A 24984-nucleotide genomic window follows, 5' to 3' on the forward strand; every position below is an offset into this window, starting at 1 on the left:
GGATCAGAGGCGGGGCGGGGTCGAGGTGTCGACCGAGGACGTCGGCTCGAGCACCGAGGGACGCGCGTCCAGCGGCGAGGCCTCGTCGTCGTCGAGCTCGTGGAAGTGCTCCGCGGCGTCCCGCCGGGCGCGGCGGCGGTCGACGATCCGGGTGACCTGGATGGCCAGCTCGAACAGCACGATCATCGGCCCGGCCATGAGCAGCATGGTGAACGGGTCCTGCGTCGGCGTCACGAACGCCGCGAACACGATGGTGAGGAAGAAGATCCACCGCCGGCTCCGGCTGAGCACCTCGTGGCTCAGCGCGCCGACCAGGTTCAGCGCGACGGCGATCAGCGGCAGCTCGAAGCTCACGCCGAAGGCGACCAGCAGGGAGAGCAGGAAGCCGATGTAGTCCGGCGCGGTCAGGGCGACGACGACGCCGTCGCCGGCCAGCGACAGCAGGAGTTCCAGCCCCTTGGACAGGGACACGTAGGCGAGCACCGCGCCCGCGGCGAACAGCGTGGTGGAGATCAGCACGAACCCGATGCCGTACCGCTTCTCGTTGCGCTTGAGACCCGGGGTGATGAAGGCCCACAGCTGGTAGAGCCAGAAGGGCGCCGACAGCACCGCCCCGGCCAGCAGCGAGACCTTGAGCCGGATGAAGACGCCACCGAAGACGTCGAGGATCAGCAGGCCGCAGCCGGTGCTGCCGTCGCCGTAGCGCAGGTCGGGGTCCAGGTTGCAGTAGGGCGCGCGGATGAAGTCGCCCAGACCGTGCTCGTACCACCAGAAGGCGACGGCGGTGCCGATCGCGAGGAACAGCAGTGCCTTGCCGACCCGGTTGCGCAGCTCGGTCAGGTGGGCGACGAGGGTCATCGTCGCCTGCGCATCACGCGGCGGACGGCGACGCCGCACGCTCCTGGTGGCCTCGCTCACCGCCGTCCTGCCGGGTGCGGGTGGGTCAGCGTGAACCGTCGGTCGTGCGCGCCTGCTCGGCGCGGGCACGCAGCTCGGCGGCACGCAGCTCCGCCTGGCGGGCCTCCTCGTGCAGCTTCGCGGTCAGGTCGCCGGACGCCGACGTCGTCGTGCCGGCCGGGAGCACCTCGCCACGGACCGGGGTGCTCGTCCGGGCCGCCTCGCGCGTGCGGACGTCCGCGGCCGCCGAGTCGTCGTCCTTCATGCCCTTCATCTCGCCCTTGAAGATGCGCAGCGAACGGCCGAGGGAGCGGGAGGCGTCCGGCAGCTTCTTGTAGCCGCCGAACAGCAGGAGCGCCACCACGAGGATGATCAGCAGCTCCGGTACGCCGAGTCCGGCCATGAGGGGTCCCTCCACAGGTCGATTCGCTCGGGATACTACGCCCCGGGGGCCTTCTCCCCCGGGCTCGCGCAGTTCGGCGGGCGGGCTTCAGCTCTCGTCCGCCCGGCCGCGTGCCCGCTCCGCAGCGGCGACCGTCGCCTGCACCTGCTCGAGCACCGGCCGCAGCTCCCGGGCACCGGCGTCGAGCTCGCGACGCAGCCGCGCGACCCCACCCAGCACGCCGTGGAGCAGCACCGCCAGGACGATCAGCGCCAGCACGGCCACGGCGAGGGAGATCCAGAGCACCACGACCGCGACCCTAGCCGCCGGCCGGCCGGTGCTCGATCCCGTACCGGCGCAGCGCCTCCCGCGCCTCCGCCGCGACCTGCATCCCGAGTTCGGCGGGCTCGTCCACCAGGGCGTTCCCGCCGAGCGTGGCGACCAGGCGCCGGGCCCAGGCGAGGTCGGCGGTGCGCACGGTGACCGCCAGCCCGCCGGGCGGGTCGTCGACCGGGGCGACGTCCTCCACCGGGTAGTAGTCGGCGACCCATCGCCCGGCACGGGCGAGCCGCAGCCGGACGGCGGGCGAGTCCTGCTCCGGCCGGTAGACGCCGCCGTCGACGGTGCGGCTGGTCGCCTGCGGCGGCGGCGCGGCGGGCTCGTCGAGCACGACGACGTCGTCGACCCGGTCCAGCCGGAACAACCGCACGCCCTCGGCGCGCCGGCACCAGGCTTCCAGGTACCAGCGACCGTCGACCAGCAGCAGCTGCATGGGGTCGACGGTCCGCTCGGTGCGCTCGTCGCGGGTGGGCACGTAGTAGTGCAGGTGCAGGGCGCGCCCGCCCTCCAGCGCGGACCGGACGACCGCGAGCGTCTCCTCACGGGCGTCCACGCTGACCGCGACGGGGGTCACCCGCTCGGCGGCGTCGCCCGCGGCGGCGGACACCTTCGCCAGCGCCCGGCTGACGGCGTCCCGCTCGGCCAGCCCCGGCAGCTCCAGCAGGGTGCGCAGGGCGACCACGAGCGCGACCGCCTCGTCGGTGGTCAGCCGCAGCGGCCGCACCATGCCGGCGCTGAAGGTGACCTTCACCCGGTCACCCTCGAAGGAGACGTCGATGAGGTCCCCGGGGCCGTAGCCCGGCAGACCGCACATCCAGAGGAGCTCGAGGTCGGCGCGGACCTGGCGCTCGCTCACCCCGAAGTCGCGGGCGGCCTCGGTCAGCGCCACCCCGTCCGGCCGCGCGGAGAGGTACGGGACGAGGGCCAGCAGCCGCGTCATGCGGTCGGTGGTGCCGGTCGCGGTCACGCGCTCTCCCCCATGGCGGCCAGTCGCGTGAGCCGCTCGACGACCGCGTCGCGCATCTCGGTGGGGGCCTCGACGACGACGTCGGCACCGTAGGCGGTCAGCTCGTCGGCGAGGGCCCAGGGCTCGGTGGTGCGCAGTTCCAGCCGGTCGTCCCCGTCGTCGGCCGGGTCGAGCGAGGTGGCCCGGCGGCGCAGCCCGACGGCGGTGCCGGGACGCGCGCGGACCACCACCAGGTGCTCCTCCCCGCCGACCTGGCGGGCCACGACCGAGGTCAGGTCGAGGTCGGCCGGGGGGTCGAAGGCGTCGGCCGGTCCCGTCGCCTTCGGCGTGCCCGCCACCCGGGAGAGCCGGAAGACCCGGTCGGCCCGGCGGTCCAGGTCGAAGCCCACGAGGTACCAGCGGCCGTGCCAGGCGACGACGCCCCACGGCTGCACGTGCCGCCGGACCGCGGTGTCCTCGTCGGGGCGGCGGTAGTCGAACTCCAGCGCCCGACGGTCCCGGGCGGCGGCGTAGCAGGGCTCGAACGCGGCCTCCCCGCGGTCGAGCCGCGGCTGGATGGGCAGCGAGCGGGTGGTGTCGACGTCGACCCCGGCGGCTCTGAGCTTGACCAGCGCGCTCTGCGCCGCGCCGGCCAGGCGAGCGGACTCCCACAGCCGCAGCGCGAGGCCGACGGCGGCGGCCTCCTCGCCGGTCAGGTGGATCTCGGGCAGCTCGTAGTCCGCTCGCGCGATGCGGTAGCCGTCCTCGGTGTCGAAGACGCTCGTGCGCCCGGTCTCCAGCGGCACGCCCATCTCGCGCAGGTCGGCCTTGTCCCGCTCGAACATCCGCTTGAAGGCCTCGTCCGCGCGATCGCTGCCGTCATCCGCCTCGTAGCCGGGCACGGTCGCGCGGATCCGGGCGGCGGTCACGTACTGCCGGGTGCTGAGCAGCGCGATGACCAGGTTGACCAGTCGTTCCGCCCGCTTGGCCGCCATGCCCCACAGGCTAGAGGAAGCACCCCCTGCCGCCCGGCCGCGCGGCGCGACCCTCGATAGCCTGCCGGTATGAGCAGCTCTGCCGCCGCGCCGTCGTCCCGCATCCGCTGGCGGCGTGGAACGGTCACCGCCACCGGGCGTTCCTGGCGCGACGCGCTGGAACTGACGGTGGAGGTCGAGGGCGAGGGCGAGCTCTCCGCGCTGGCCTATCCCTCCCTGGTCGGTCTTCCCGAGACCGGCGACGCGGTGCTGCTGAACACCACGGCCCTCGCGCAGGGCCTGGGCACCGGGGGCTACGCGCTCGTCGTCGCCGTCCCCGACCGGCTGCCGCCGGACCCCGAGGGGCCGGGGCACCTGGTGAAGGCGCGGTACACGCCCATGCAGGTCATGGTGCAGGGCGTCGACGAGCAGGACACCGAGCACCACGAGGTGATCGCCGCGGCCGACGACCTGGCCGGCATGCCGGTCGTCGTCGCCGACCTGCACTCGGCGCTGCCGGCGGTCCTCATCGGGATGCTCGCCACCGACCCCGATCTCAAGGTCGCCTACGTGATGACCGACGGAGGTGCGCTGCCGGCAGCGTTCTCCCGCACGGTCACGGCGCTGAAGTCGTCGCTGGCCGGCGTGGTCACGGTCGGGCAGGCCTACGGCGGCGACGTCGAGGCGGTCACCCTGCACACCGGGCTGCTGGCCGCCAAGCACGTGCTCCGCGCCGACCTGGCGATCGTCACCCAGGGGCCGGGCAACCTGGGCACCGGAACCCCGTGGGGCTTCTCCGGGGTCGCGGCCGGCGAGGCGTGCAACGCGGTGTCGGTCCTGGGTGGCCTGCCCGTCGGTGCGCTGCGCATCTCCGATGCCGACCCGCGGCCGCGTCACCGAGGGGTGTCGCACCATTCGCTGACGGCGTTCGGGCGGGTGGCCCTGGGCGGCGTCACGCTCATCGCGCCGCGCGGCCTCTCCTCGGAGCTGGGCGGGCAGGTCGGCGAGGACCTCGCCGGTCAGCCGGAGCGCAATGTCGTCGTGTGGGTGGACACCGACGGGCTGGACGCCGCGCTCGGCCTGTCCCCCGTTCCCCTGCGCACGATGGGGCGCGGTTATCCCGAGGAGCGTGCCTACTTCCTGGCCGCCGCGGCCGCCGGCCGGTACGCCGCTCTCCAGGTGCCGCTGTCCGGGGACGCGGCAGAGACCGCCGCCGAGGACTCATCGGCCGACGCGGCGCCGGACGAGCCGTCCGCCTGACCGCTCAGCCCACCCGTGCCCAGCTGCCGCCGCTCCAGCCCCAGTCGGTGGCTGCCTCGAGGTCGGCAGCCACGGCGGTGAGCCACCAGGTCGTGCCGGGGTCCCAGCCGGCGAGCACCGTGCCCGCCGGGCCGTCCGGCGTGTGCACGGGAAGGGCTCGCCCGGCGGTGGCGAGGTAGCCGTCCACCGTCAGGTGCACCGCGTCGTACTCGTCCGCGACCACCGACCAGTCGGGGATCACCCAGCCCTCGTCCTCGCCGGTGACCCGCCACCAGTCGTGCCGCCGCGACGCGGTGACCACCAGCGGGAAACGCTCGACCAGGCCCACCCAGTCCGCCGGTCCGGCGACCTCCAGCACCCGGGCGCCGGGCGGCGGCGTCACCGGCCAGGAGCGGCCGGTCGTCTCTCCCCGGGCATCCTCCACCCAGCTCAGCGCCGCCGGGACCGGCCGGGTCACCGTGCAGCCAGCGAGGTGCGGGAGGGCCCACCACTCCCCGGACCAGCTCGCCCGCGGATCCGTGGGCCGTTCCCGCTGCGCGCGCACTTCCTCGGCGATCGTCGCCTCCCGCCACGCCCCGGGGTCGGCGCCCCCGCGCGGGAGCTCGACCCGGCCGTCGTCGCCCGGCCAGGCGACCACGTGGTGGTCGCGCGGGACGAACGGCTCGGCCCACCACCCGGTCGCGGGCGCGGCGGCCGCGGCCCTGGCCAGCGGGAGGAGCTCGGCGGCCACCTCGTCGTCGGCGAGCACGACGTCGACGTCGTACGGCTCCTGCCAGTACGTGGCGTCGACGACCGACGCGGTCACGGCGGCGACCAGCCGGTCCTCCTGGACCGCCGGCACAGGATCGGTCTCGGCCACCCGGCGGCGCACGTCGGCCGGCCAGTCGACCGCGCGCCCGGGGTGGACGAACAGCGGGTCGTCGAGCAGCTCGGCCACGAAACGCCGGCCACGCGGGCCGGAGAGCAGGCGACGGGCGCGGTCGTCGTCCACGAAGGCAGTGTGGCCGCCCGGCTCACATGCTGGCGATCAGTTTCTCCACCCGCTCGTCGACGGCCTTGAACGGGTCCTTGCACAGCACGGTGCGCTGGGCCTGGTCGTTGAGCTTGAGGTGCACCCAGTCGACGGTGAAGTCCCGCCGCTTCTCCTGGGCCCGGCGGATGAACTCGCCGCGCAGCTTGGCGCGGGTGGTCTGCGGCGGCACGTTCTTGGCCTCGAAGATCCGCGGCTCGTGGGCGACCCGGTCGACCTGCCCGTTGCGCTCCAGCAGGTAGTAGAGCCCGCGGGTGCGGCTGATGTCGTGGTAGGCGAGGTCCATCTGCGCGATCCGGGGCGAGCTCAGCGGGAGGTCGCGCTTGGCCCGGTAGCGCTCGATGAGGCTGTACTTGGTGGCCCAGTCGATCTCACGGTCGATGAGCGAGATGTCCTCGGTGTCGACGGCCTTCAGCACCCGGCCCCAGAGCTCCAGCATCCGGCGGTGCACGTCGCCGAAGCCCTCGCGGTCGACGAACTCGGCGGCCCGGGCGTGGTACTCGGCCTGGATCTCCAGCGCCGACATCTCCTTGCCGTTGGACAGCCGCACCTTGCGCCGTCCGGTCATGTCGTGGCTGATCTCGCGGATCGCCCGGATCGGGTTCTCCAGCGTCATGTCGCGGATCGGGACGCCGGCCTCGATCATGCGCAGCACCAGGTCGGTCATGGTGACCTTGAGCAGCGTCGTCGTCTCGTTCATGTTCGAGTCGCCGACGATGACGTGCAGCCGCCGGTACTTCTCCGCATCGGCGTGCGGCTCGTCGCGGGTGTTGATGATCGGCCGGCTGCGGGTCGTGGCGCTGGAGACGCCCTCCCAGATGTGCTCGGCGCGCTGGCTGACGCAGTAGATCGCCCCGCGCGGGGTCTGCAGCACCTTGCCGGCACCGACGACGATCTGCCGGCTCACCAGGAACGGGATCAGGACGTCGGCGAGCCTTCCGAACTCGCCGTGCCTGCCCACCAGGTAGTTCTCGTGGCAGCCGTAGCTGTTGCCGGCGGAGTCGGTGTTGTTCTTGAACAGGTAGATGTCGCCGACCACCCCCTCCTCGGCCAGGCGCTGCTCGGCGTCGACCACCAGGCCCTCGAGGATCCGCTCGCCGGCCTTGTCGTGGACGACCAGCTCGCTCAGGTCGTCGCACTCGGCGGTGGCGTACTCGGGGTGGCTGCCGACGTCGAGGTAGAGCCGGGACCCGTTGCGGAGGAAGACGTTGGAGCTGCGGCCCCACGACACCACGCGGCGGAACAGGTAGCGGGCGACCTCGTCCGGGGAGAGCCGGCGCTGCCCCTTGAAGGTGCACGTGACGCCGTACTCGGTCTCGATGCCGAAGATCCGTCGGTCCACGACCCGAGACTAGGCGCCGGGAGCGACACCGGCCCAGCGCCGGCGCACCGCACCGGTCACGCGCCCGTGACACGCCGGGACGACGCGCGGTCCGGTCGCGACCGGGCCGCGTCCGGGACCGCTCAGCCCGAGGAGTCCTCGCCGCCCTGACCACCGGCGGTGTCGGGAGCCGCCGGGTCACCGAGGCCGGCAGGCGTGCCCGGCGCGGGGTGGCTGGGGGTGTGCGCGGTGGTGCCTGCAGCGGGCTCGGGGGTGGCCTGGCCGTCGCCGAGCAGCGTGTGCAGCGCGGCGCCGACGACGCGGCGGAACGCCCGCTTGGGCCGCCGCCGGTCCAGCACGGCGACCTCGAGCTGCTCGGCGGTCAGCCGCGCGTGGCTGCCGTGCCCGGAGCCCGCGGTGGCCGGGCTGACCGCCGACAGCGCGTCGACCCCGACCTTGAGGGCGTCGGCCAGGCCCATGCCGGCGTGGAAGTTCTCCCGGAGGTGGCCGGTGACCGCCTCGGCCTGACCACCCATGACGACGAAGTCGGGCTCGTCGACGACCGACCCGTCGAAGGTGAGCCGGTACAGCTGGTCGCGGTCGGGGGTCTCCCCCACCTCCGCGACGCACAGCTCGACCTCGTAGGGCTTCATCTGCTCGGTGAAGATGGCGCCGAGGGTCTGGGCGTAGGCGTTGGCGATGACCCGGCCGGTGACGTCGCGTCGGTTGTAGGAGTAGCCACGGACGTCGGCCAGGCGGACCCCGGCGACGCGCAGGCTCTCGAACTCGCTGTAGCGACCGACGGCGGCGAAGCCGATCCGGTCGTAGATCTCGCCGATCTTGTGCAGCGTGGAGCTGGGGTTCTCGGCGATCAGCAGGACGCCGTCGGCGTAGGTGAGGACGGCGACGCTGCGACCGCGGGAGATGCCCTTGCGGGCGTACTCCGAGCGGTCGCGCATGACCTGCTCGGCGGAGGCGTAGTACGGCATGGTCATGGCGCTCAGGCCTCCCGGTCCATGGTCCGGCGGTCGGCGTCGGCCCGCTCCGTGACGATCGTGTCGGCGACGGCGGCCACCTCGGCGTCGGTGAGCCGGACAGCGCCCTCGGCGTCGACCCGGTAGACGATCGGGTAGAGCCTGCGCACCGGGTCGGGTCCGCCGGTGGCGGAGTCGTCGTCGGCGGCGTCGTAGAGCGCCTCGACGACGGTGCGGGTGGCGGCATCGGCGGGCAGTCCGCTGCGCCAGGTCTTCTTCAGCGAGTTCTTGGCGAACAGCGAGCCGGAACCGACGGCGGCGTAGCCCCGCTCCTCGTAGTTCCCGCCGGTGACGTCGTAGCTGAAGATTCGGCCCGGTGCGGTGCCCGGTGCGGCGTCGAGGTCGAATCCGGCGAAGAGCGGGACGACGGCCAGGCCCTGCATCGCGGCGCCCAGGTTGCCGCGGATCATCTGGGCGAGGCGGTTGGCCTTGCCGTCGAGGCTCATGGTGAGCCCCTCGATCTTCTCGTAGTGCTCGAGCTCCACCTGGTAGAGCTTCACCATCTCGATGGCGATGCCTGCCGCACCCGCGATGCCGATGACGCTGTAGGAGTCGGCCGGGTAGACCTTCTCGATGTCGCGGCTGGAGATCAGGTTGCCCATCGTGGCGCGCCGGTCGCCGCCCATGAGGACGCCGCCCTCGAACGTGACGGCGACGATCGTCGTGCCGTGCGGCGCGATGTCAGCCATCGGCACCGACGGCACCGGCCGCCGACCGGGCAGCAGGTCGGGCGCGGTGGCGCCGAGGAAGTCGGTGAACGAGGAACCCACCCGGTCCAGGTACGCGGGCGGGAACCCGCTCCGGCCAGCTGACGACTCGTTCACTCATCCGCCTCTCCCGCCCGCTCGCGCCGGCGTGCACCACTGCCTGCCGGGCGCCGCGCGCGCTGCGCAGGTGCGGTCCCGGACGTCGCTGCGACCCTACTGGCAGCCGCTGGCGTCGGCTGGCCCGTCCGGGTCGTCGGTGCCGGCGGCGCGCAGCCTCGCGATCCCCTGCTCGTTCATGTGGTGCTCAACGTAGAAGGCCGCCCTGCGCAGCAACCACGGATCGTCGCGGAACTGGCCCAGCCCACCGTTGCAGTTGAAGCACAGCAAGGCCCGGACGGCCCCGGAGTCGTGGTCGTGATCCACGTGCGCGGCGGGCGCAGCCCGGCAGATGGCGCAGACGCCGCCCTGCGTCGCCAGCATGGCGTCCGCCTCGGCGGCGGTGATCCCGTACCGGCGACGGAGGTGATAAGTCCGCTCGCCACCCACTGCGTCCTTCGAGCGCCTGCCACGCGCGTTGTGGCACGGCTTGCAATAAGAGGTCCGACCCGTCTTGGACGCTGCGTTGCGACCGAACGAAGCGAACGGCAGGATCTGCTCGCAGTCGGGACACCATTTGTGGCCCTCGGGAACGACTGCATCCCTTGGGTGTCGCCGCTTCGGCTTGCCGTCACGCCGATCCTTGGCGGCATTGTGCCGGCGGCGAGCATGCGCCCCGCAATAGAACGCGTAACCGTCTCGTGAGTTTCGGTTACGCGTGAACTCGGTCAGCGGGCGGTCTTCTCCGCAATCGCGACAGAACTTCGTATCCATCGGCGGCGATTACGGAACGGGATCGTTCACTGACCCCCTTTTTGGACGTACGCGCGAACGAAGTCTTCTGCGTTCTCCTCGAGCACGTCGTCGATCTCATCGAGAAGCGAGTCGACGTCCTCGGTCATCTTCTCGTGGCGCTCGGCGACGTCGGAGTCGACCGAGGCCTCGATCTCCTCGTTCTCCTCGCGCGACCGCGTCGCCTTCTGCTGCCCGCCGGTGTCCCTGGTGGCCATGGCCTGCCCTTCGGTCCGTGGAACTGCTGCTGGTCAGGAAACTACTCGCAGACACCGACATCCGGCGTCCGCCGACCGGGTGCCGTGGACGGTGCCCGCGGCTGTGGAGAACCGGCTCAGGGTCCGGTGATCGTGTCCACGAGGTCCTGCGCGGTGGCCGAGGCCTCGAACAGCGCGCCCACGTGCTCCCGCGTACCGCGCAGCGGTTCCAGCGTCGGGATCCGCACCAGGCTCTCGCCGCCGAGGTCGAAGACCACCGAGTCCCACGACGCGGCAGCCACCTGCGCGGGGAATCGGCGCAGGCACTCGCCGCGGAAGAAGGCGCGGGTGTCCTCCGGGGGCGAGGTCATCGCCGCGGTCACCTCCTCCTCGGTCAGCAGGCGCTGCATGGCGCCGCGGGCGACCAGGCGGTTGTAGAGGCCCTTCTCCGGTCGCACGTCGGAGTACTGCAGGTCGACCAGGCGCAGCCGCGAGTCGCCCCACTCCAGACCGTCACGCGAGCGGTACCCCTCCAGCAGCCGCAGCTTTGCCGGCCAGTCCAGCCGGTCGGCCAGCCGCATGGGGTCGGCCTCCAGGTCGTCGAGAACGCTCGCCCACTTCGCCAGCACGTCGGCGGTCTGCTCGTCGCCGTCGCCCTGCCGCTCCACGAACCGGGCGGCGGCCTCCAGGTACACGCGCTGCAGCTCGATCGCCGTCAGCCGCCGTCCGTCGCGCAGCCGCACCCGGTGGGCCAGCGAGGGGTCGTGGCTGACCGCCTGCAGCTCGGCCACCGGCTCCTCCAGCGCGAGGTCCTGGGGCACGGCGCGCGCCTCGATCATCGCCAGCACGAGCGACGTCGTCCCGACCTTGAGGTAGGTCGAGAGCTCGGCGAGGTTCGCGTCGCCGATGATCACGTGCAGCCGGCGGTACTTGTCGGCGTCGGCGTGCGGCTCGTCGCGGGTGTTGATGATCGGCCGCTTCAGGGTCGTCTCCAGGCCCACCTCGACCTCGAAGAAGTCGGCCCGCTGGGAGAGCTGGAAGCCCGCGATCCGGCTCTCGGTGCCGATGCCGACCTTGCCGGACCCGGCGAACACCTGGCGGGTCACGAAGAACGGCACCAGCCCGCGGATGATGTCGATGAACGGCGTCCGCCTGTCCATCAGGTAGTTCTCGTGGGCGCCGTAGGACGCGCCCTTGCCGTCGGTGTTGTTCTTGTACAGCTGGATGGGTTGCGTGCCGGGGATCGCCGCGGCGCGCCGGGCCGCCTCGGCCATCACCTGCTCCCCCGCCTTGTCCCACAGCACGATGTCGCACGGAGAGGTGACCTCCGGCGTCGAGTACTCGGGGTGCGCGTGGTCCACGTACAGCCGGGCGCCGTTGGTCAGGATGACGTTGGCCATCCCGTGGTCCTCGTCCAGGTCGTTGTGGTCCAGCGCCTGCGCGGGAGTCAGGTCGAAGCCGCGGGCGTCGCGCAGCGGCGACTCCTCCTCGAAGTCCCAGCGGGGCCGCCGCGGCGTGGGCGCCTCGGCCACCGCCCAGGCGTTCACCACCAGGCTCGACAGCGTCGTCGGGTTCGCTCCCGGCTGCCCCGGCACCGAGATGCCGTACTCGACCTCGGTGCCCATGACCCTCCGCACGCTCATGGGCCAACCCTAGGCCGCCGTTCGCGAGGCAAAGCCCCAGGCACGGACACCCGCGTGGGTGACTGACCAGCGGCATCGAGACTGCGATGATCACGTTCCCCGCGCGACCGTGCGGACCCGGTGCACGCAACCCCTCGGAGGACGTCGGTGCAGCGCAGCACAGCCCTTCTGCTCGTCTCGCTGGCCTCGATTGCCGGGTCCACCGCCTGTTCGTCCTCTGTCGTGGGCCACGCAGGCCCTGCACCCGAAACCCTCGCGGCGGCTCCAGCGGCCGGCACCTGCTGGGAGGACACCACGCCGGGTTCCGGCCTGCCGCTGGACGAGACCGTCCCGGTCGCCTGCGGCCAACCGCACCACGCGGAGACCGTGGTGGCGAACGAGGACGTCTTCGCAGCCGGAATGGCCTACCCGACCTTGAGAGATCTCGGGAGCGACCCGGCGAACAGGCAGACGCTCCACGACATCTGCAGCCCTCCCCTGGTCGTCGGCTACCTGGGTCTGGACGTCCAGACCGAACTGCCTCCGTACGCGCTCTACGTCACCACCGCCGCGCGCCTGCCGAACAAGGAGGAATGGGCGGCGGGAGCTCGCTGGATACGCTGCGACATCGTCTACGGGATGGAGTCGGGTGACTCCGCGCCCGGCCGCATGGCCGGCGGCCTCGTGGGTCCGCAGGGCGCTGCCTACCACCTGTGCTTCACCGGTACGTCCGATGACTTCGAGCCCACCAGTTGCGCAGCGCCCCACTCCGCCGAAGCACTCGGGGAGCCGTACCAGCTGCCGCCGCTCACGCCCTGGCCCGGCGACACCCCGGCCCGCCAGGAACTGAGGGAGACGTGTGCGGGAGCCCTGCCGTACGAGTTGAGCGTGCCGGGTCTGCCGGACGGCACGCAGGTCGACGTCTTCGTCGGCACCGAGGACTCGTGGGACGCGTTCCCGCTCGTTGCGTGCGTGCTCACCCCGACGGCAGGAGGCGAGGTCACGACGACGCTCCTGCAGTGAGCGTCAGGAGTTCGGAACCACCAGGACGGTGAGGCCACGTGCGGCGTAGAGCCGGTGCTCCCACTCTCGTCAGGGCGACGAGCAGGTGGTCCCGCCCCGGGAAGCTGCGCGGCGGTCCGACTCGGCCTCGATGAACGGCTCGACGTCGACCCCGTTGGTCCTCAGGTCCACGACCTCGCCGGTGATGTCGGTCTAGCGGAGCTCCGCATACCGGCATGACACGTCGCCGACGCCGACGGCCCGGCGGCCCCGCAGGCCCACCGCCCGGAGATCCGACCGCGGAGCTCCTGCCCGGAGAACTCGACCATGCGCGCAACCTGGCGGCCGGGTCCGACATCGCGACCCGGCCGCCGGAGACGACCTACAGGTACTGGCCGGTGTTCGTGGCCGTGTCGATCGCGCGGCCGGCCTCGTTGCCCTTGCCGCTGATGAGCGTGCGGATGTAGACGATCCGCTCGCCCTTCTTGCCCGAGATCCGCGCCCAGTCGTCGGGGTTGGTCGTGTTGGGCAGGTCCTCGTTCTCCTTGAACTCGTCCACGCACGCCTGCATCAGGTGGCCGACCCGCAGCCCGGAGGAACCGGTCTCCAGGCTCTCCTTGATGGCCATCTTCTTCGCGCGGTCGACGATGTTCTGCAGCATCGCGCCGGAGTTGAAGTCCTTGAAGTACAGGACCTCCTTGTCCCCGTTGGCGTAGGTGACCTCGAGGAAGCGGTTCTCCTCGCTCTCGGTGTACATCCGCTCGACGGTGCGCTGGATCATCCCGGCGATCGTCGCCTCGCGGTTGCCGCCGTGCTCGGCGAGGTCGTCGGGGTGCAGCGGCAGTGTCGGCACGAGGTACTTGCTGAAGATGTCCCGTGCGGCCTCGGCGTCCGGGCGCTCGATCTTGATCTTCACGTCGAGCCGGCCGGGCCGCAGGATCGCCGGGTCGATCATGTCCTCCCGGTTGGAGGCGCCGATGACGATGACGTTCTCCAGGCCCTCGACGCCGTCGATCTCGCTGAGCAGCTGGGGGACGATCGTCGACTCGACGTCGGAGGAGACGCCGGACCCACGGGTGCGGAAGATCGAGTCCATCTCGTCGAAGAACACGATGACCGGCGTGCCCTCGCTGGCCTTCTCCCGCGCCCGCTGGAAGACCAGCCGGATGTGCCGCTCGGTCTCGCCGACGTACTTGTTCAGCAGCTCGGGGCCCTTGATGTTGAGGAAGTAGGACTTCCCCTGGCTGGTGTCGCCGTCACCGCGGACGGCGGCCACCTTCTTGGCCAGCGAGTTCGCCACCGCCTTGGCGATGAGCGTCTTGCCGCACCCGGGCGGCCCGTACAGCAGGATGCCCTTCGGCGGCCGCAGCTGGTACTCGCGGAAGAGGTCCGCGTGCAGGAACGGCAGCTCGACGGCGTCGCGGATCTGCTCGATCTGCCGCGACAGACCGCCGATGTCGGCGTAGTCGATGTCGGGCACCTCTTCGAGGACGAGCTCCTCGACCTCGCTCTTGGGGATCCGCTCGTAGACGTAGCCCGAGCGGCTCTCCAGCAGCAGCGAGTCGCCGGCGCGCAGCGGCTGCCCGGTGAGCGAGTCGGCGAGGTACACCACCCGCTCCTCGTCGGTGTGCCCGATGACCAGGGCACGCGGGGTGACGCCGTCGACCGGCTCGAGCAGCTCCTTGAGCATGACGACGTCGCCCTGGCGCTCGAAGGCCCGCGCCTCGACGACGTTCATCGCCTCGTTGAGCATGACCTCCTGGCCGGGGCGCAGCTCGGCGACCTCGACGTTCGGCGAGACCGAGACCCGCAGCTTGCGGCCACTGGTGAAGACGTCGACGGTCCCGTCCTCGTAGCGGCTCAGGAAGACGCCGTACCCCGACGGCGGCTGGCCGAGCCGGTCGACCTCCTCCTTGAGCGTGACCAGCTGCTCGCGGGCGTCCCGCAGGGTGGTCGCGAGCTTGTCGTTGCGCTCGGAGAGGAAGGCGGCGCGGCCCTCCGCCTCGGCGATCCGCTCCTCCAGCACGCGCACCTGGCGCGGGCTGTCGGCCACCTTGCGGCGGAGCAGACCGATCTCCTCCTCGAGGTAGGAGATCTGAGTGATCAGGGCGGCGGCGTCACGCTCGCGCCGCGCATTCGTCTCGTCGGGACCGTTGCCAGCACCTGGGCCCATCGCGCACCTCCGCACCGTCGGGGGAGCCAGGACGCAAATCTATACACGCGCGACGACACTTCGCCGTCGCCTCGCGCAGGCCCCTCCGGGGTGCTAGAGCGTGCCGCTCAGTACTTCTGCGCGCGCCGCTGACGGATCGGCGCCACCGTTCCCGCGGCGAGCCGACGGCAGGTGACGAGGAAGGCGGTGTGGGCGACCATCCGGTGCTCGGGACGCACCGCGAGCCCCACGGCGTGCCACGGCCGCAGCAGCGACTCCCAGGCGTGCGGCTCGGTCCAGACACCCTGCTCCCGGAGCGCCTCGACGTACGTGGAGAGCTGCGTCGTGGTGGCGACGTACCCGACGAGCACCCCCCCGGGCCGCAGCGCGGCCGCCACGGTCGGCAGCACCGCCCAGGGCTCGAGCATGTCGAGGACGACGCGGTCGACGACCTCCTCGGCGGGGTGGTCGGCCAGGTCGCCCAGGCGCAGGTCCCAGTTGTCCGGCACCTCGCCGAAGAAGGCACCCACGTTGGCGCGGGCGACGTCGAGGAAGTCCTCGCGGCGCTCGTAGCTGGTCAGCGAGCCCGTCGAGCCGACGGCGCGCAGCAGCGAGCAGCTCAGTGCTCCGGACCCGGCACCGGCCTCCAGCACGCGCATCCCGGGGCCGACGTCGCCGAAGCCGACGATCTGCGCGGCGTCCTTGGGGTAGATGACCTGGGCGCCGCGCGGCATCGAGAGCACGTAGTCCGCGAGCAGCGGGCGCAGCGCCAGGTAGCCGGTGTTGGCCGTCGAGTGGACGACGGAACCCTCAGGGGCGCCGATGAGGTCGTCGTGCTCGATCGCGCCGCGGTGGGTGTGGAACTGCTTGCCCGGGGTGAGAACGACGGTGTGGTGGCGCCCCTTGGGGTCGGTCAGCTGCACCCGGTCGCCGGCGACGAACGCGCCCTCCACGGGCTCGGCCCGCCGGGCGGTGGAAGGACCCTCCTGCCCCCCACCGCTCGCAGGCTCGCGTCGGGCCCCTGCAGAAGGGCCATCGGGCGATCCGCTGACGTCGATGTCGGCCTCGGGCTGTGTGTCCACAGGCGGTCAGGGTACGGACGCTGCCGGTGTGACCCGGAACGCCGATGCGGCGCGGACACTCGGAAGTGTCAGAGGGGCGACCTAGCCTCGGACCCATGACGGCGATGGTGGAGACCGACCCGCAGACCAGTGGCCCCGCGGAGGCGGTCGAGGCTGCGGCGGCCCCCCGTCGACCGTCCCTCTCCCCCAGCCGCGCGGCCGACTTCAAGACCTGCCCGCTGCTCTACCGGTTCCGCACCATCGACCGGCTGCCGGAGAAGAAGAGTCTTGCCGCCGTCCGCGGCACGCTCGTGCACTCGGTGCTGGAGAAGCTGTACGACCTGCCGGCCGCCCAGCGGACGCCGGAGAACGCCCTGGACCTCGTCGAGCCGGCGTGGAGCGAGCTGCGCGAGGAGCCGGGCATCGCGGAGCTCTTCGAGACCTCGGGCGACTCGGGCGCGGAGACCGACGTCAATGCGCCCGAGTCGGTCGAGGCATGGCTGGCCTCGGCGGGGAAGCTCGTCGAGAAGTACTTCACGCTGGAGGACCCGCGCCGGCTCCAGCCCGAGGCCCGCGAGGAGCTCGTCGAGGTCACCCTGCCCGACGGGCTGCTCCTGCGCGGCTACGTCGACCGGCTCGACGTCGCCCCGAACGGCGCGCTGCGGGTGGTCGACTACAAGACCGGCTCGATGCCCCGCGAGGCGTTCGAGTCCAAGGCGCTGTTCCAGATGAAGTTCTACGCACTGGTGCTGTGGCGCACCCGCGGAGTGGTCGCCGCCCAGCTCAAGCTGCTCTACCTGGGCGACGGCGACGCGCTCACCTACGCCCCGGACGAGGCCGAGCTCGTGCGGTTCGAGCGCACGCTGCTCGCCATCTGGTCGGCGATCGAGCGGGCCGTGGAGACCGGCGAGTTCCGGCCGAACAAGACCCGGCTGTGCGGCTGGTGCGACCACCAGGCGCTCTGCCCCGCTTGGGGCGGCACTCCCCCACCGTTCCCCGCCGAGGCGGCGGCCGCCGCGGGATGGCGGACGACGATCCCGGTCACCGCCGTCTGACCACGGCACGGCTCGAGGCCGTCGTCAGCGGGTGAGGCCCATGACGACGAACACGACGCCGGCAACGACCATGAAGGCGCCGCCGAGGCGCTGCAACTGCCGATGCTTCTCCGGCGGTACGTCGCCGACGCCGTGCCGCTGGTAGAGCGAGAACCTGGTCCGGTCCATGAACCCCAGCACGCCGGCCCCGCCGAGCACCACCGCGCCGATCCCGACGACCACGAGCACCACGTCCATGGCGCCGCACCGTAGCGGCGGGAGGGTCGTCCCGGAGCGCCTCGGCGGTCGCTGCACCCGGACGGGTGCTCAGCGGCCGGCGGGCTCCATGGCCGGCCCACCCGCCAGCACATCGACCAGGGCGCCGACGTCGGTACCGGCCAAGGTCCCGGTCAGGGTGAGTCCTGGGGCGGCCGGCACCGGCTGCAGCCCCGGCACACCGAGCACCGCCATGCCGGCGGCCAGCCCCGACGTCACCCCCACCAGCGAGTCCTCCACCACGACGCAGGCCGAGGGCGCCACACCCAGCGCGGCAGCGGCCTGGAGGTACGGCGCCGGGTCCGGCTTCCGGGCCGGCACCTCGTCGCCGCACACGGTGAGATGGAACGGGTCACCGCCGAGGTCGCGCGAGATGCTGTCCAGCACGATGTCGGCCAGGCGGCGGGGCGTCGTCGTCACCAGGGCAGTGAGCACGCCGGCCGCCCGGACCGACTCCAGCAGCTCCCGGGCACCGGGCTGCCAGACCACGCCCGCCGACATGAGCTCCCCGGCGCGGTCCTCCACCCACCGGGCGTCGGCCTGGAGCTGCTCCTCGGTGCGCTCGACGCCGAGGTCCGCGTGGAGCACCTCCATCGACCGGCGCATGGTCGTGCCGACCGTTGCCGCGCGCGCCTCCGGGGACATCCGGCCACCCAGGGAAGCGGCGAGCTCGAACATCGCCTCGCCCCAGTACTCCTCGGTCTGCACGAGCGTGCCGTCCATGTCGAACAGGACGGCGGCGAGGTCGTTCGGCATGAGCGAGGAAGACTTCTCTCAGATCGGACGAGCGGTGCGGAGTTCTCTCCGCGCACCGAGTGTCCCAGCGCCGGGTCGGGCCCCGGCCGCCGCTCCCCCCGTCGGGGGGACACACGGCGAGAAAGGCCAGCTCAGCACTCGAGCACCGGGCTCCGCGGGACGATGACGGACGGGTGAGGACATCCACGGGCGCGCCGGCGGTGCGGGACGTCGCGTCGCCGCGGGCGATGGCTCGCACGCTGGCGCTCTTCTTCGCCGCCGGCGGGTGTGCCGCCGTGCTCGCAGCCACCGGAGGCAGCGACCACCCCACCCGTCGCTGGATCGTGGCCGGGGCAGGGCTCCTGGCCCTGGCCGTCGGCGCAGCGGTGTTCCGCTGGGGCGCCGGCCAGCCGCGCGCCGTGCTCGGCGGGCTGGTCACCCTCGGCTGCACCCTGATCGCCACCGTCGTCCTGGTGAGCCCCGACTCCACGACGGCGGTCCTCTGCGGATCGATCAGCGCCTTCGTCGGCGTCATCGCCTGCTTCTTCGCCGACCGCCGGATCGCGGTCGCCCACATCTCGACGGCCGTCGGGGGCACGACCGCCGCACTGCTCGTGCGCGGTGACGCCTCGGCGAGCAGCGCCGCCGCCCTGGCCGTCGTCGTGGTCACGCTCGCCGTGGTGACCCGCACGCTGGTCCTGCGCGCCTCGGACGCCGGGGCCGACTCCCTCACCGGCCTGGCCAACCGCCGCGGGTTCGACGAGGCGCTCGACGAGCACACCCGCAGGGCGGACGTGCTGCTGTCGGCCGCGCTGCTGGACCTGGACCACTTCAAGCTCATGAACGACACCGCGGGCCACGAGGCCGGTGACCGTCTGCTCCGTCGGGTGGCCGGCGCCTGGGCGGCGGCGCTGCCGGTCGGAGCACTGCTCGCCCGGCACGGCGGCGACGAGTTCGCGCTGCTGGCGCCGGGGCTGTCCGGCCCGGAGACGCTGGTGGTGGTCGAGCACCTCTGCGCCCTGGTGCCCGAGGTCGGGGTGTCGGCCGGTGTGGCCGAGCGTCGGGCCGGCGACACCGCGGCCCAGCTGATGCGCCGGGCCGACCTGGCGCTCTACCGCGTCAAGTCCGACGGCCGCGGTGCGGCAGCACTGCACAGCGACGCCGTCGTCTGAGACCTCACCGGACGGTGTAGGGACCGGTGCTCACCTCGTGGTAGCCCTTGGCACCGACCGCCGTCGCCAGCGCACTGCGTGCCGGTCGCCCCTCGGCGAGCAGCCGCAGCGCGTGCGCGAAGTCGTACCGCGGCTCCCAGCGCAGCTCCCTGCGCGCGCGGTCGTTGACGTAGACCCGGTCGATCCGCGGGAACATCCGCCAGCCCAGCCGGTCGTAGACGTCCCGGTACCCGGGGAACAGCCGCTCCACGACCGCCGGCGCGTCCCGGTGCAAGTCGGCGAGGTCGCCCGCCCGGAACGGCGTCGTCGCACTGACCACGTACCGCCCGAACCCGAGGGCAGGCGCCCGCTCCAGCGCGGCCAGGTGCGCGGTCACGACGTCGGACAGGTCGACGCGGCGGTAGAGCAGCTCGTTGACCTTGGCATTGGCGTCGTCGTAGCCGCTGCGCACCAGCTCGCTGTCGTCGGCCTCGGGGAAGAACCGTGAGGTCCGCAGAACCAGGACCGGCAGCCCGGAGTCCCGGGCCACCAGCTCGCACAGGTCCTCGGCGGCGACCTTGGTCGCCCCGTAGACGTTCTTGGGCCGGGGCACGACCTCCTCGGTGATCCACGCCGCCGGGGCGTCCTCGGCCGGCGTGAGCGCGCGACCGAAGGCGCTCGTGGTGCTGGTGAACACGAACGCCGCGACGCCGGCCGCGACCGCCTCCTCCAGCAATGCCAGCGTCCCGGTCACGTTGGTGTCCACGAAGTCCTGCCGGGTGTGCGTGCCCACGTGCGGCTTGTGCAGCGTCGCGGTGTGGAGGACCGCCGTGACACCGTCCATCGCACGCCGGACCGCGGCGCGGTCGCTGACCGTCGCGACGACGTCGGTGTGCGGCGAGGCCAGCCGGTCCAGACCCACGACGGCCCGACCGGCCTCCCGCAGCGTGCGGACCAGCGCCTCCCCCAGGTGCCCGGCACTGCCAGTCACGAGCGTCCGGCCCCCGTCCAGAGGCTCGCCCTGAGCCTGCGAAGGGTGAGGGGGACGGGCGGCCCCGGTGCAGGGGCCCGCCGCGAGCTTGCGAGTGGTGGGGGGCACCGGGGTCCTTTATTCGTTCTCGGTGCGGTAGCCGAGGTTCGGCGAGAGCCACTTCTCCGCCTCGTCGAGGGTCCAGCCCTTGCGCCGGGCATAGTCCTCGACCTGGTCGCGGCCGACCCGGCCCAGCACGAAGTACCGCGACTCCGGGTGGGAGAAGTAGAAGCCGCTGACCGCCGCACCCGGCCACATGGCCAGGCTCTCGGTCAGCTCGATCCCGGTGGTGGCCTCGACGTCGAGCAGGTCCCAGATCGTGCGCTTCTCGGTGTGCTCCGGGCAGGCCGGGTAGCCCGGCGCCGGCCGGATGCCGCGGTACTTCTCCGCGATCAGCGCCTCGTTGTCGTGGGTCTCGTCCGGCGCGTAGCCCCAGAACTCCTTGCGCACCCGCTCGTGCAACCGCTCGGCGAACGCCTCGGCCAACCGGTCGGCCAGCGCCTCCAGCATGATCGCGCTGTAGTCGTCGTTGTCCTTCTTGAACGCCATCACGCGCTCGGTGGACCCGAGGCCCGCGGTGACGGCGAAGGCACCGACGTAGTCGGCCAGGCCGGTCTCCTTGGGTGCCACGAAGTCGGCCAGCGACTTGCGGGGCGAGCCGTCGCGGCCCTCGGTCTGCTGCCGCAGCTGGTGCAGCACGGTGCGGACCTCGGCGCGCGACTCGTCGGTGTAGACCTCGATGTCCTCGCCGTCGACGCGGTTGGCCGGGAAGAGCCCGAACACCCCGCTGGCCCGCAGCCACTTCTCGGCGACGATCCGGTCGAGCATCTCGTTGGCGTCCTCGTAGAGCCGCCGCGCCGCCTCGCCGGTGGTCGGGTTGTGCAGGATGTCGGGGAACCGGCCACGCATCTCCCACGCGTTGAAGAACGGCTGCCAGTCGATGTAGCCGCGCAGCTCCTCCAGCGGGTAGTCGTGGAAGTGCCGCACGAACTGGGGAGCGCCGCCCTGCGCCACGCCGCAGTCGGGCCCGGAGCAGACGTCCTTGGCCTGCTGCAGGAGCATCCGCGGCCGCGGCGGGGTGTAGCCCTCCCAGTCGACGGGGGTGGCCGCGGCGCGGGCCGCCTCGAGCGGCAGGAGCTTCCGGCTGTCCTGGCGAGCGGCGTGCCGCTCGCGCAGCTCGGCGTACTCCTGGTCGGTCTGCGCCAGCAGCTTGGGGCGCTGCTCGTCCGACAGCAGCGCGGCGACCACCGGCACCGACCGCGAGGCGTCCTTCACCCAGATCACCGGGCCGGAGTACTTCTGCGCCACCTTCACGGCGGTGTGCGCCCGTGACGTCGTCGCCCCGCCGATGAGCAGCGGGATCTCGAAGCCCTGCCGCTCCATCTCCGAGGCCAGGTTGACCATCTCGTCCAGCGACGGGGTGATCAGGCCGGAGACGCCGATGATGTCGGCGCCCTCCTCCTTGGCGGCGTCCAGGATCTTCTGCGCGGGGACCATGACGCCGAGGTCGACGACGTCGTAGTTGTTGCACTGCAGGACGACGCCGACGATGTTCTTGCCGATGTCGTGGACATCGCCCTTGACCGTGGCCATGACGACCTTGCCGTTGCTGCGCTCCGCGTCGCCGGGCTGCTTCTCCGCCTCGATGAACGGGATGAGGTAGGCGACGGCCTTCTTCATCACGCGGGCGGACTTCACCACCTGCGGCAGGAACATCTTCCCGGCCCCGAACAGGTCGCCGACGACGTTCATGCCGTCCATCAGCGGGCCCTCGATGACCTCGATCGGCCGGCCCCCGCGGGCGGCGATCTCCTGGCGCAGCTCCTCGGTGTCGTCCTCGACGTGCGCGTCGATGCCCTTCACCAGGGCGTGGGTGATCCGCTCCCCCACCGGCAGCGCGCGCCACTCCTCGGTGGCGACCTCCTTGGCCGCGCCGTCCCCGGCGTAGTCACCGGCGATCTCCAGCAGCCGTTCGGTGCTGTCGGGGCGGCGGTTGAGGACGACGTCCTCGATCCGCTCGCGCAGCTCCGTGGGCACCTCGTCGTAGACCTCGATGGCGCCGGCGTTGACGATCGCCATGTCCAGACCGGCCTGGATCGCGTGGTAGAGGAAGACGGCGTGGATCGCCTCGCGGACCGGGTTGTTGCCGCGGAAGGAGAACGAGACGTTCGAGACGCCGCCGGACACCAGCGCGCCGGGCAGGTTCTGCTTGATCCAGCGGGTGGCCTCGATGAAGTCCAGCCCGTAGTTGGCGTGCTCCTCGATGCCGGTGGCGACGGCGAAGATGTTCGGGTCGAAGATGATGTCCTCGGCCGGGAAGCCGACCTTCTCCGTCAGGACCTCGTAGGCCCGGCGGCAGACGTCGATGCGCCGCTGCAGGTCGTCGGCCTGCCCGTTCTCGTCGAAGGCCATGACGACCACGGCCGCGCCGTACTTGGCGCAGAGCCGGGCGTGCTCGACGAACTCCTCCTCGCCGTTCTTCATCGAGATGGAGTTGACGATCGCCTTGCCCTGGATGTTCTTGAGCCCGGCCTCCATCACCTCCCACTTGGAGGAGTCGACCATCACCGGCACGCGCGAGATGTCGGGCTCGGCGGCGATCAGCTTCGTGAAGCGGTCCATCGCCTCGACGCCGTCGATCATCCCCTCGTCCATGTTGATGTCGATGACCTGCGCGCCGGCCTCGACCTGCTGGCGGGCGACGGCGAGCGCGGCCGGGTAGTCGCCGGCCTTGATCAGGTTCCGGAAGCGGGCCGAGCCGGTGATGTTGGTGCGCTCGCCGACGTTGACGAACAGCGACTCCTCGGTGACCGTCAGGGGCTCCAGGCCGGAGAGCCGCAGCGCCGGCCGGACCACCGGCGGCGTGCGCGGCGCGGTGCCCTCCACGGCGCCGGCGATCGCCGCGATGTGCGCCGGGGTGGTGCCGCAGCAGCCGCCGACCAGGTTCACGAAGCCGCTCCGGGCGAACTCCGCGACGATCGCGGCGGTCTCCTCGGGCGACTCGTCGTACTCGCCGAAGGCGTTGGGCAGACCGGCGTTCGGGTAGCAGGAGACGAACGTGTCGGCGACGCGGGACATCTCGGCGATGTAGGGCCGCATCTCCTTGGCGCCCAGCGCGCAGTTCAGCCCCACCAGCAGCGGCTTCACGTGCCGGACCGAGTGCCAGAAGGCCTCGGTCACCTGGCCGGAGAGGGTGCGGCCGGAGGCGTCGGTGATCGTGCCGGAGATCAGCACCGGCCAGCGGCGCCCGCGCTCCTCGAACAGGGTCTCCAGCGCGAAGATCGCCGCCTTGGCGTTGAGCGTGTCGAAGATCGTCTCGACGAGCAGCGCGTCGGAGCCGCCGTCGACCAGGCCGTTGGCCTGCTCGAGGTAGGCCGCGACGAGCTCGTCGAAGGAGATGTTGCGGGCGCCCGGGTCGTTGACGTCGGGCGAGATGGACGCCGTCCGGCTGGTGGGGCCGAGGGCGCCGACCACGTAGCGCGGCTTGTCCGGGGTCCGGGCGGTCATGGCGTCGGCCTCGGCGCGGGCCAGCCGGGCCGAGGCGACGTTCAGCTCGTAGGCGAGCTCCTGCATGCCGTAGTCCGACAGCGAGATCGTCGTCGCGTTGAAGGTGTTGGTCTCGATCAGGTCGGCGCCGGCCTCGAGGTACTCGCGGTGGATGCCGGCGATGATCTGCGGCTGGGTGAGGCTGAGCAGGTCGTTGTTGCCCTGGACGTCGGTCGGCCAGTCGGCGAACCGCTCGCCGCGGTAGCCGGCCTCGTCCGGACGGTCCCGCTGGATCGCCGTCCCCATCGCGCCGTCGAGGACGAGGATGCGCTGCTGCAGGGCGGCCGTGAGCTCGGCGGTGGCGTCGGGCCGGAGGTCGGGTGAATCGGACACGTCGGTTCCCCAGTGACTGATCAGGTGGGCGTGCGGGCGGTGTCCCCGGAAGCGGGCGCTCCGTCACCCCGGCGGGCTGGCCCAGGCCTGGGCGTTCCCGATGTCCCGGCCATGGTCTCACCTCGGCGCGCCCGAGCGCAGCAGCCACGGCCGTCAGCGGGGGCCGACCACCGGATCGACGTAGGCTGGCAGGGGTGACCGACCCGATGTCCAGTGCTGATGACCTGCCGCAGCTCACCGACCCGGTGGTGGTCGTCGCCTTCGAGGGCTGGAACGACGCGGGCGACGCCGCGACGGGCGCGGTGGAGCACCTCGAGCTGATCTGGGACGCCAAGCCGCTGGCCGCGCTGGACCCGGAGGACTACTACGACTTCCAGGTCAACCGCCCCACGGTGTCGCTGGTCGGCGGGGTGAGCCGGCGGATCGAGTGGCCGACCACCCGCATCTCCGTCGCCCGCCCCGAGGGGCTCGGCCGGGACGTCGTCCTCATCCGTGGCATCGAGCCGAACATGCGCTGGCGCGGCTTCTGCGAGGAGCTCATCGAGATCATCGAGGAGCTCGACGCGAGCATCGTCGTCGCGCTCGGCGCCCTGCTCGCCGACACCCCGCACACCCGCCCCACGCCGGTGACAGGGTCGGCCTACGACAGCGAGTCCGCCCGCACCTACGGCCTGGAGGCCAGCCGCTACGAGGGCCCCACCGGCATCCTCGGCGTCTTCCAGGACGCCTGCGTCCAGGCCGGGCTGCCGGCGATCAGCTTCTGGGCGGCCGTGCCGCACTACGTGTCGCAGCCTCCGTCGCCGCGGGCCACGGTCGCGCTCCTGCAGCGGCTCGAGGAGGTCCTGGAGACCACCGTGCCGCTCGGCGCCCTCCCCCAGCAGGCCGACGACTGGGTGAAGACCGTCGACGAGATGGCCAACGAGGACGCCGAGGTCGTCGAGTACGTGCGCTCGCTGGAGGAGCGCGCGACCGAGGTCGACCTCTCCCAGGCCAACGGCGACACCATCGCCCGCGAGTTCGAGAGGTATCTGCGCCGCCGCGGCGGCTCCGCCGGCGGAGCGTGAGCG

The 24984-nt window shown here is 72.2% G+C and carries 23 protein-coding genes; 5 read left to right on the plus strand and 18 right to left on the minus strand.

Features of this window, described 5'->3' with window-relative positions:
- Positions 1 to 3 precede the first annotated feature (3 nt).
- From tatC to DQ237_RS00515, 5 genes are all read right to left on the minus strand, one after another.
- Positions 4 to 858 (minus strand): twin-arginine translocase subunit TatC, encoded by an 855-nt coding sequence (tatC, locus tag DQ237_RS00495; RefSeq protein ID WP_113796131.1) that lies wholly within the window; start codon positions 856 to 858, stop codon positions 4 to 6.
- An 85-nt stretch (positions 859 to 943) separates the two neighbouring features.
- Positions 944 to 1300, minus strand: a complete 357-nt coding sequence (gene tatA, locus DQ237_RS00500; protein ID WP_113796133.1) for a Sec-independent protein translocase subunit TatA — start codon at positions 1298 to 1300, stop codon at positions 944 to 946.
- 87 nt (positions 1301 to 1387) lie between these two features.
- A complete protein-coding gene (locus DQ237_RS00505) occupies positions 1388 to 1588 on the minus strand; it encodes a hypothetical protein (RefSeq protein WP_113796135.1) in 201 nt (66 codons plus the stop codon).
- 10 nt (positions 1589 to 1598) lie between these two features.
- Positions 1599 to 2585, minus strand: coding sequence for a YafY family protein (locus tag DQ237_RS00510; RefSeq protein ID WP_205730008.1), 987 nt, complete (start codon positions 2583 to 2585; stop codon positions 1599 to 1601).
- The gene (locus DQ237_RS00515; protein WP_113796137.1) at positions 2582 to 3559 is read right to left on the minus strand and encodes a YafY family protein; all 978 of its coding nucleotides are present in this window, start codon (positions 3557 to 3559) and stop codon (positions 2582 to 2584) included. Before DQ237_RS00515 ends, DQ237_RS00510 begins: the two co-directional genes overlap by 4 nt.
- A 69-nt stretch (positions 3560 to 3628) precedes the next feature.
- Between DQ237_RS00515 and DQ237_RS00520 the strand changes: the two genes are divergently transcribed.
- Positions 3629 to 4798 (plus strand): DUF3866 family protein, encoded by a 1170-nt coding sequence (locus DQ237_RS00520; protein WP_240619288.1) that lies wholly within the window; start codon positions 3629 to 3631, stop codon positions 4796 to 4798.
- A gap of 4 nt (positions 4799 to 4802) precedes the next feature.
- Here the strand turns inward: DQ237_RS00520 and DQ237_RS00525 are convergent, their stop codons facing one another.
- The 7 genes from DQ237_RS00525 to dop all read right to left on the minus strand — a co-directional run bounded on the left by DQ237_RS00525 (position 4803) and on the right by dop (position 11618).
- The gene (locus DQ237_RS00525) at positions 4803 to 5789 is read right to left on the minus strand and encodes a hypothetical protein (RefSeq protein WP_113796139.1); all 987 of its coding nucleotides are present in this window, start codon (positions 5787 to 5789) and stop codon (positions 4803 to 4805) included.
- A 22-nt stretch (positions 5790 to 5811) separates the two neighbouring features.
- Complete coding sequence (gene pafA / locus DQ237_RS00530) at positions 5812 to 7170, minus strand: Pup--protein ligase (protein WP_113796141.1); 1359 nt, start codon at positions 7168 to 7170, stop codon at positions 5812 to 5814.
- A gap of 122 nt (positions 7171 to 7292) precedes the next feature.
- Entirely contained in the window at positions 7293 to 8144 is an 852-nt protein-coding gene (gene prcA / locus DQ237_RS00535) for a proteasome subunit alpha (protein ID WP_113796143.1), read from the minus strand.
- 5 nt (positions 8145 to 8149) lie between these two features.
- On the minus strand, positions 8150 to 8953 hold the full coding sequence (prcB, locus tag DQ237_RS00540; protein WP_240619289.1) for a proteasome subunit beta: 804 nt from the start codon (positions 8951 to 8953) through the stop codon (positions 8150 to 8152).
- Between the two features lie 150 nt (positions 8954 to 9103).
- Complete coding sequence (locus DQ237_RS00545; RefSeq protein WP_113796145.1) at positions 9104 to 9760, minus strand: endonuclease VII domain-containing protein; 657 nt, start codon at positions 9758 to 9760, stop codon at positions 9104 to 9106.
- A gap of 26 nt (positions 9761 to 9786) precedes the next feature.
- Entirely contained in the window at positions 9787 to 9996 is a 210-nt protein-coding gene (locus DQ237_RS00550; RefSeq protein WP_113796147.1) for a ubiquitin-like protein Pup, read from the minus strand.
- A 116-nt stretch (positions 9997 to 10112) separates the two neighbouring features.
- Entirely contained in the window at positions 10113 to 11618 is a 1506-nt protein-coding gene (gene dop, locus DQ237_RS00555) for a depupylase/deamidase Dop (protein WP_113796149.1), read from the minus strand.
- Between the two features lie 222 nt (positions 11619 to 11840).
- On the opposite strand from dop, the gene DQ237_RS00560 reads away from it, so the two are divergent.
- Positions 11841 to 12620 (plus strand): septum formation family protein, encoded by a 780-nt coding sequence (locus DQ237_RS00560; RefSeq protein ID WP_240619378.1) that lies wholly within the window; start codon positions 11841 to 11843, stop codon positions 12618 to 12620.
- Positions 12621 to 12981: 361 nt separating this feature from the next.
- Here the strand turns inward: DQ237_RS00560 and arc are convergent, their stop codons facing one another.
- The gene (gene arc, locus DQ237_RS00565) at positions 12982 to 14772 is read right to left on the minus strand and encodes a proteasome ATPase (RefSeq protein ID WP_113796153.1); all 1791 of its coding nucleotides are present in this window, start codon (positions 14770 to 14772) and stop codon (positions 12982 to 12984) included.
- Between the two features lie 107 nt (positions 14773 to 14879).
- Entirely contained in the window at positions 14880 to 15833 is a 954-nt protein-coding gene (locus tag DQ237_RS00570; RefSeq protein ID WP_255411505.1) for a tRNA (adenine-N1)-methyltransferase, read from the minus strand.
- Between the two features lie 95 nt (positions 15834 to 15928).
- On the opposite strand from DQ237_RS00570, the gene DQ237_RS00575 reads away from it, so the two are divergent.
- Positions 15929 to 16867 carry a PD-(D/E)XK nuclease family protein gene (locus tag DQ237_RS00575; protein ID WP_240619290.1) on the plus strand — a complete coding sequence of 313 codons (939 nt, stop codon included), beginning with the start codon at positions 15929 to 15931 and terminating at the stop codon, positions 16865 to 16867.
- Between the two features lie 24 nt (positions 16868 to 16891).
- On the opposite strand, the gene DQ237_RS00580 is transcribed toward DQ237_RS00575, so the two are convergent.
- Positions 16892 to 17104: a hypothetical protein gene (locus DQ237_RS00580; RefSeq protein ID WP_113796157.1), complete on the minus strand. Its 213-nt coding sequence runs from the start codon at positions 17102 to 17104 to the stop codon at positions 16892 to 16894.
- A gap of 69 nt (positions 17105 to 17173) precedes the next feature.
- A complete protein-coding gene (locus DQ237_RS00585) occupies positions 17174 to 17878 on the minus strand; it encodes an HAD family phosphatase (RefSeq protein ID WP_113796159.1) in 705 nt (234 codons plus the stop codon).
- A 227-nt stretch (positions 17879 to 18105) separates the two neighbouring features.
- On the opposite strand from DQ237_RS00585, the gene DQ237_RS00590 reads away from it, so the two are divergent.
- Positions 18106 to 19029: a GGDEF domain-containing protein gene (locus tag DQ237_RS00590; protein ID WP_147251711.1), complete on the plus strand. Its 924-nt coding sequence runs from the start codon at positions 18106 to 18108 to the stop codon at positions 19027 to 19029.
- A gap of 4 nt (positions 19030 to 19033) precedes the next feature.
- Here the strand turns inward: DQ237_RS00590 and DQ237_RS00595 are convergent, their stop codons facing one another.
- Positions 19034 to 19999: an NAD(P)-dependent oxidoreductase gene (locus DQ237_RS00595; RefSeq protein ID WP_205730010.1), complete on the minus strand. Its 966-nt coding sequence runs from the start codon at positions 19997 to 19999 to the stop codon at positions 19034 to 19036.
- Between the two features lie 117 nt (positions 20000 to 20116).
- Complete coding sequence (gene metH / locus DQ237_RS00605) at positions 20117 to 23917, minus strand: methionine synthase (RefSeq protein WP_113796165.1); 3801 nt, start codon at positions 23915 to 23917, stop codon at positions 20117 to 20119.
- Between the two features lie 194 nt (positions 23918 to 24111).
- On the opposite strand from metH, the gene DQ237_RS00610 reads away from it, so the two are divergent.
- Complete coding sequence (locus DQ237_RS00610) at positions 24112 to 24981, plus strand: PAC2 family protein (RefSeq protein WP_205730011.1); 870 nt, start codon at positions 24112 to 24114, stop codon at positions 24979 to 24981.
- Positions 24982 to 24984 lie beyond the last annotated feature (3 nt).

Source organism: Blastococcus sp. TF02-8 (assembly GCF_003319175.1).
Classification (GTDB): Bacteria; Actinomycetota; Actinomycetes; order Mycobacteriales; family Geodermatophilaceae; genus Blastococcus.